Annotated in this window: 6 protein-coding genes; 3 read left to right on the plus strand and 3 right to left on the minus strand. The window is 71.6% G+C overall.

The annotated features are described in order from the left end of the window. Positions 1–254: 254 nt before the first annotated feature. The 3 genes from VFZ20_RS18570 to nfi form a co-directional block, all read right to left on the minus strand. A complete protein-coding gene (locus VFZ20_RS18570; protein WP_329685422.1) occupies positions 255–1,148 on the minus strand; it encodes an anti-sigma factor family protein in 894 nt (297 codons plus the stop codon). Then, positions 1,145–1,642: a sigma-70 family RNA polymerase sigma factor gene (locus tag VFZ20_RS18575; protein WP_329685423.1), complete on the minus strand. Its 498-nt coding sequence runs from the start codon at positions 1,640–1,642 to the stop codon at positions 1,145–1,147. The genes VFZ20_RS18570 and VFZ20_RS18575 overlap by 4 nt, the downstream gene beginning before the upstream one ends. A gap of 312 nt (positions 1,643–1,954) precedes the next feature. After that, the gene (gene nfi, locus VFZ20_RS18580) at positions 1,955–2,677 is read right to left on the minus strand and encodes a deoxyribonuclease V (RefSeq protein ID WP_329685424.1); all 723 of its coding nucleotides are present in this window, start codon (positions 2,675–2,677) and stop codon (positions 1,955–1,957) included. A gap of 205 nt (positions 2,678–2,882) precedes the next feature. On the opposite strand from nfi, the gene VFZ20_RS18585 reads away from it, so the two are divergent. The 3 genes from VFZ20_RS18585 to VFZ20_RS18595 form a co-directional block, all read left to right on the plus strand. Continuing rightward, the gene (locus VFZ20_RS18585; protein ID WP_329685425.1) at positions 2,883–3,248 is read left to right on the plus strand and encodes a hypothetical protein; all 366 of its coding nucleotides are present in this window, start codon (positions 2,883–2,885) and stop codon (positions 3,246–3,248) included. Positions 3,249–3,751: 503 nt separating this feature from the next. Continuing rightward, positions 3,752–3,934: a hypothetical protein gene (locus VFZ20_RS18590; protein ID WP_329685426.1), complete on the plus strand. Its 183-nt coding sequence runs from the start codon at positions 3,752–3,754 to the stop codon at positions 3,932–3,934. A 196-nt stretch (positions 3,935–4,130) separates the two neighbouring features. Further along, positions 4,131–7,046, plus strand: a 2,916-nt coding sequence (locus VFZ20_RS18595) for a hypothetical protein (RefSeq protein ID WP_329685427.1), incomplete at its 3' end; no start/stop codon positions are given.

Below are 7,046 nucleotides of genomic sequence, written 5' to 3' on the forward strand. Positions count from 1 at the left end.
CAACCCCTCCCCCGAAGTTGGGGGAGGGGTCGACCGCCGTTGCGAGGAACGAGCAAAAAGGCGGTCGGGGGAGAGGGGCCCCCGTCGCGCAGCGACGGGGACTCCGGCTTCCCCTCGATCCCATCCTTCCACCGAACCCGATCCACCGCATCCGGTCCACCGAACCGATCCGCCGAATCCAGCCGATCGAGTGATCCCCCGCCGCCGATCAACTGAAGCGAACCTGATCCGCCTCCGCCGATCTGCCCGTCCGGCTACTGGCCCGTGCCGGCCAGGCTCAGGCTCCACAGCCAGTCGCGGCGGGCGCGGTTGACGTTGATGACCGTCTCCGGCTCGTCGCCGATCTGCAGGCGGATGTAGCGGTACCGCGTGGGCACCTCCACCGTGTAGTCGGCCCGCGACGTGCTCGTGTTGCGCAGGTGCAGCCCGTCGGCCGTGGGCTCCAGCGCCTCGGCGCGCAGCCCCGCCACCACCTGCGCCGAGGCGCGGGGCGAGTTCTTGATCCACAGCGTGAGCACGCCGGCGCGCTGGCGGCTGTCGATCTTGAGCAGCACGTAGTTGCCCGCGGGGCTGAACGACACCGCCTCGGACATCCCCGGCGGCAGCACGGCCCGCGTGGTGCGCGGCTGCGGCGTGGCCCGCGGCGCGGCGGGCGGCTCGGCCTCCACGCGCGCGGCCGGGGTGGCCGCCGCGGGGGGCGCGGCCTCCTGCGCGGGCAGCACGATGGCCGCCTCGGGCGCGGCCTGGCCGGGCACGGTGCCGCCCAGCCGCTCCACGGCCGCGCTCACCCACGCGCGCCCCGGCGGCGTGCCGAAGGTGACCGTGAGCAGCAGGGCCACGATGGCGGCCGCGGCCAGCCCCGGCCGGCTGACCCACACGGGGCGTGCGCGAAAGCGGGCCCGCTGCACGGCGGCCATGGCCAGGGCGCGCTGCTCGTCGGCGACGGGCGGCGTGTCCAGCTCGGCCAGGAACGAGCTCACCAAGCGGCCGCGGTCCTGCAGGGACTGCAGCCGCGCGCTACAGTCCGCGCAGACGGCAAGGTGCAGCTCCACCCGGCGGTTGCCCGCCCGGTCCAGCTGCCGGTCCATGTATCGAACAAGGTCCGCGTCCTCCAGGTGCTGGGGACGGGACCCGAGTGTCAACGTCATCTCAGGCTCTCCGAGGTGGGGGCGAGCTCATTGGACAGCTTGTTGAGCGCGCGCGCCAGCATGGTGCCCACCGATCCGGTCGTGGTGCCTACGGCAGCCGCGATCTCGTGGTGGGCAAAGCCCTCTTCGCGCATCAGGAGGACCGTCCGTTCCTTCCACGAAAGACGGTCCAGGGCGGCACGCACCAGCTTGCGACGCTCGCCGCTTTCGGCGGCGGCGTCCGGCAGCTCCGGCTGGTCCCCCACGGGGGCCCGGTCCGGGGCACCGGTAAGCAGCTTGAGCCAGCGAGCCCGCGCGCGGGCCGTGTCGCGGACCACGTTGGTGGCAACCGCGAACAGCCATGCGCGCAGGTGCCGGTCCTGGGGCGGCCGCTCGACCAGGCGGACGAAGGCTTCCTGCGCGGCATCGGCCGCCAGGTCGGCATCGCCCGTGAGGCGCACGAGGTACCGGAAAAGCGCGTCGTAGTGCTCTTGAAAGAGCTGCGTAACGTTCAAGCGCTGGTCCGAAGAGGGCGTTGCAGGGGACAAAACGGTATGTCCTGTCAGCCGTGCGCTACCAGTGGTCGACGATGGAACGCACGGGCCGGCCGTATTCTGACCGGCAGGGGATTGCGGGGATTACGCTTGCGCGGAGAGGCCGGGCGCGGATCGGTGCCGCGCCCCGGGGCAAGCTAATGCGTTGCGGGTCCGCGCGGGAGGGGCGGAACGGCAGGGAATAGGGAAGAGGGAATAGGGATTAGCCCGCAACTGCACCGGCGGATGACGATGGATCCGCCTTCGTCGGCCACGTGGGCTCGTCCTGACGGTTTACGACTCCGTTTTGTCGGCGCGGCGCAGCTCGTTCACCAGGTGGTGGGCACGGCGGGTGGTCTCGGGCTGGCGATACCTGGGCGCCAGGCGCAGGACGAGGTCCACGGCCGTCGGCAGGTCCATCCGGTGCCCGGCGGAGACGTACAGCGGCTTGGCGCCCGCCCGCGTGCGCACCACGCTGCCGATGGTCTCGCCTTCGTGGATGATGGGGCTCGTGGCGCCGCGCTCGTCGGCCACGGGCTCGAAGGTGCCGATGAACGGGTTCTTGGCGCAGCCCACGCTGGGCACGTCCCACACCACGCCCCCGTGGCACGCCAGCCCAAATCGGCGCGGATGCGCGTACCCGTGCCCGTCGAAGACCACGACGTCGGGGCGCACCCGGAGCCGCGCCCAGGCGGCGTCCAGGGGCGGGATCTCGCGAAACGAGAGGTAGCCGGGGACGTAGGGAAAGCGCAGCTCCATGGCCGCGGACGCCTCGTCCACCGTCTCCCCCGTCTCCATGTCGATGACGACGACGGCCGCGTAGCCGTAGTGCTTGAAGCGCTCGGCGGATACGTCGGCGCCGGCCACGTACCGCGGCGCGAACCCCGGCGGCGGCACGGTCACGAGCCGGCCGCGCATCTGCTGCTGCCGCTCACGGGCCTCCGCCACCGTCAGGTCCCAGCGTCGGGGGAGGGAGCCGGGATCGGGAGTCGGATCAAGGGCGTCCACGTCGGACATCTTTCACTCGCGCGGAAGGGGACAGGAGCGACAAAGCCGGGCAACGGCGGTCCCGCAATCCGCCTGCCGGGCGGAAAGGAGCGTTTCCGTGCTGGCGCATTCGTGGCGCACCGTGGACGCGGGGCCGGCGCCGGTTATCTTGCGGAATCCGCCCGGCGCGGCGGCTTCCATCGACCCACCCGTCACACGGCTGGAGCCTACCTCCATGGAACGCACCCGGTTCATCGACCACAAGGGCAGGCAGGTGCTGGTGCTGGACTACAGCAGCGTGCGCGATCCCGAGGACGCGGTTCGCGAGATCCGCCACTCCATGGAGGTGGTGGCGCGGCAGCCGCGGGGCTCGCTGCTGGTGATGACGGTGGTGCGCGACGCGCGGTACAACGCGGCCGTGCTGCAGGCGCTCAAGGAGCTGGCCACGCACAATGCGCCGTACGTGCGGGCCAGTGCCGTGGTGGGGATGGGCGGCCTGCACCGCATCGCGTACCAGGCCGTGATCCTGTTCTCCAAGCGCAACATCAAGACGTTCGACACGGACGCCGACGCCCTGGACTGGCTCGCCTCCCAGGGCTGACGGGCCTTCCCCGGGGGCCCTCCCCCGGCCTCGCCTAGGCTCGTCCACCCCCTCCCGCAAACTGCGCGGGCGGGGGTGTATACGTCTACGGGGTGGCTGCTGCGGGGCGGGACTTCCGGCGCGGGACGGTTTCGGGCCGGGCAGCGACTGAAGTCGAGGCTGCGGAAGCGTGATGTCGGCCTGCGCCGACGGGTCCGGCGCGGGCGGGTGCCGTGGCCTTCCGCCGGCACCCAGCAGCCGGTTCGCGCGGACCGATTCGCCGTTGCGGGCTATTCCCTATTCCCTGTTCCCTATTCCCTGCAGTTCCGCAGTTGCAGGCTCTCCCCTGTACCCTGTCCCCCGCCGTTTCCTCCCCCGCCGTTTCCTCCCCCGCCGTAAGGGTACCCGCCCCGCCCGCGTGTCCTCCCCATGACAGCGCGGCCAGGGGCACGCAGTCTGCCTCCAGGGTACGCCGGCATCCAACCATGCAGGGTTCCGAAATCTCCACCGGAGGTCGGCGTACCATGGCAGACATCGACGTGCGCCCGCGGGGGCCGGGTCTGCGGCCCTGGATCCTGGGGATACTCATGCTGGTGATCCTGGCCGCGCTGGGCGTGTGGCTGCTGGACGAGCGGGGCGACGACCGCGCCCTGCAGGGGGTCTCCGGACCCGTGGCCACGCCGCCCCCGCCGCCGGTGCTGTCATAAGCCCCGCCTGCCGCGCGTTGCGCGTGCGAAGGGGCTGAAAATCCTGGGGCAGGGAGGGGAACGGGACGTGCGTACGCCCCTCCCCCGGGACTGTACACCCGCACACGATCCTTTTCGGCGACACGCCCGTGTACGCCGGCCCGGACCGCTGTGCACAGCGGCTTCACCTTTCCTGGCCGGCACGAGGAGCTAGACCATGTCCGCTGCAATCCGCCTACGGGTTCGCTGGGCCGCCGCGCTGGCGCTGGCGGCCGGGGCGACCGCCCTGTCCACCGCGCCCGCTGCCGCCCAGTACTTCGGGCGCAACAAGGTGCAGTACGAGACGTTCGACTTTCGGGTGCTGCGCACCACGCGGTTCGACGTCTACTTCTACCCCGAGGAGGAACAGGCCGCCCGCGACGCCGCCCGCATGGCGGAGCGCTGGTACGCGCGCCTGTCCCGCGTGCTGGAGCACGAGTTCGAGGAGCGCCAGCCCCTCATCCTGTACGCCAGCCATCCGCACTTCCAGCAGACCAGCGCCCTGGGCGGCGAGATCAGCGAGGGCACGGGCGGCGTGACCGAGGCGTTCAAGCAGCGCATCATCATGCCCCTGGCCAACTCGTACGAGGAGTCGGACCACGTGCTGGGCCATGAGCTCGTGCACGCGTTCCAGTACGACATCTCGGGCTTTGGCCGCGCGGGCGGCGGGCTGGAAGAGGCGGCCCAGCGCTTCAACGTCCCCGGCTGGTTCGTGGAGGGCATGGCCGAGTACCTGAGCGTGGGCCCCGTGGACCCGCACACGGCCATGTGGCTGCGCGACGCGGCGCTCACAGGCCGCATTCCCACGCTGGAGCAGCTCACCTACGACCCCAGCTTCTTTCCCTACCGATGGGGACAGGCGCTCTGGGCGTACGTGGGCGGCCGCTGGGGCGACGCGGCCATCGGCCAGATCCTCAAGCAGGTGGGTCAGGGCGTGCCCTATCCCGATGCCTTCCAGCGCATCTTGAACGCGTCGCTGGAAGACATCGTGGACGAGTGGAGCACCTCCATCCGCCGCACCTACCTGCCCCTGCTGGGCGAACGCCGCGAGGCGCGCGAGCAGGCGCAGCCCCTGGTCACGGGGCGGCGCCAGGGCAGCTCGGCCGAGGTGGAGGGCGGACGCTACAACGTGGCCCCGGCCCTGAGCCCCGACGGCACGCGGGTGGCCTTCCTGTCGTCGCTCAACAACCTGGACGTGGAGCTGTACCTGGCCGACGCGTCCACGGGCGAGATCATCCGCCGGCTGCAGCGCGGCAGCTCGTTCGACCCGCACTTTGGATCGCTGCGCTACATCAACTCGTCGGGCACGTGGTCGCCGGACGGGCGCCGCTTTGCCTTCAGCGCGCTGCAGCAGGGCCGGGACGTGGTGGTGGTGGTGGATGCCGTGCGGGGCGGGCGGGTGCGCGAGTACCAGGTGCCGGGGGTGAGCGAGATCACCAACCCCACCTGGTCGCCGGACGGAAGCACCATCGTGTTCTCGGGGCTGCGGGGCGGCATCAGCGACCTGTGGGCGCTGGACATGAACACGGGCCGCGCGCGCCAGCTCACCAACGACCGGTTCGCGGACCTGCAGCCCATGTACTCGCCCGACGGGCGCACGGTGGCGTTCAGCACGGACCGCGGGGGCACGGACTTCCAGTCGCTGTCGTACGGCGAGCTGCGCCTGGCCCTGCTGGACGTGGCCTCGGGCGAGGTGCGCACGGTGCAGACGGGCGAGGGCGCGGCGCAGGGCAACAGCCAGGGCACGGTGGGCAAGAACATCAACCCGCAGTGGAGCCGTGACGGGCGGGCCCTGTTCTTCATCTCCGACCGGGCCGGCATCAGCAACGTGTACCGGGTGGAGCTGGGGACGGGCGCCGTGACGCAGGTGACCAACCTGTTCACGGGCGTGAGCGGCATCACGGACCTGAGCCCGGCCATCTCCACGGCGCCCAACGCCGACCGGCTGGTGTTCACCGTCTACGAGCGCGACGGCTTCAACCTGTACACCATCGCCAACCCGGCGGAGCTGGCGGGCCGCGCGCCCGAGCCGGTGCAGGTGGCGGCGGCGGGGCTGCCGGGCGTGCCCCTGCCGGCCCTGCTGCCCCCCGTGCCGCGCCCCGAGGAGGCGCCGTACAACCGGGTGCTGCTGGCCGTGAACGAGGTGGAGACGGGGCTGCCGGACCCGGAGAGCCAGGCCACGTGGCAGGTGGTGCCGTACCGTCCGCGCATCTCGCTGGACTACCTGGGCCAGCCCACGGTGGGCGCGTCGGTGAGCACGGGCCCGTTCAGCCGCGGCGGCCTGTACGGCGGCATCACGGGCATCTTCAGCGACATCCTGGGCTGGCACAACGTGTACGGCACGGTGCAGGCGCAGGGGCAGGTGGACGAGATCGGCTTCTCGGCCCTGTACCTGAACCAGAAGCACCGGTACAACTGGGGCGTGGCCGCGCAGCGGGTGCCGTTCGTCTACGGCGGCTACGGCGCGGAGCTCAGCGAGGACGAGTCGGAGTACCTGGTGCAGCAGGTGCTGCTGCGCTACTTCGACACGAGCCTGAGCGGCATCCTGCAGTACCCGTTCAGCCAGGTGCAGCGGGTGGAGATGTCGGGCGGCGTGCGGCGCATCTCGTCGGACCGGCAGATCTACGAGCTGGTGTACCCGGCCGGCCGCGACGCCGATGGCAACGTGGTGGTGGACCCCATTGCCGTGGATGCGCGCCGGCGCGAGGTGGAGGGCGAGGCGTACAACCTGGCCGAGGGCAGCCTGGCCCTGGTGTACGACGCCACGCTGCAGGGGTACACGTCGCCGTTCGCGGGGCAGCGCTACCGGTTCGAGGTGGCGCCCACGCTGGGTGACCTGCAGTTCACCACGGCCACGGCCGACTACCGGCGGTACCTGTACTTCCGCCCGTTCACGCTGGCCTTCCGCGGCATGCACGTGGGCCGCTACGGCCGCGACGAGCACCTGGTGGGCGACATCTACCTGGGCTGGCCCTTCCTGGTGCGCGGCTACGGCCGCGAGGACGTGGCGGACTCGTGCGAGCCCACCCTGCCGCAGGGCGGCGTGGAGTGCGACCTGTACTACGACGAGCTGCGGGGCACGCGCGTGGGCGTG

It is taken from the genome of Longimicrobium sp., assembly GCF_036280135.1.
Lineage (GTDB): Bacteria > Gemmatimonadota > Gemmatimonadetes > Longimicrobiales > Longimicrobiaceae > Longimicrobium.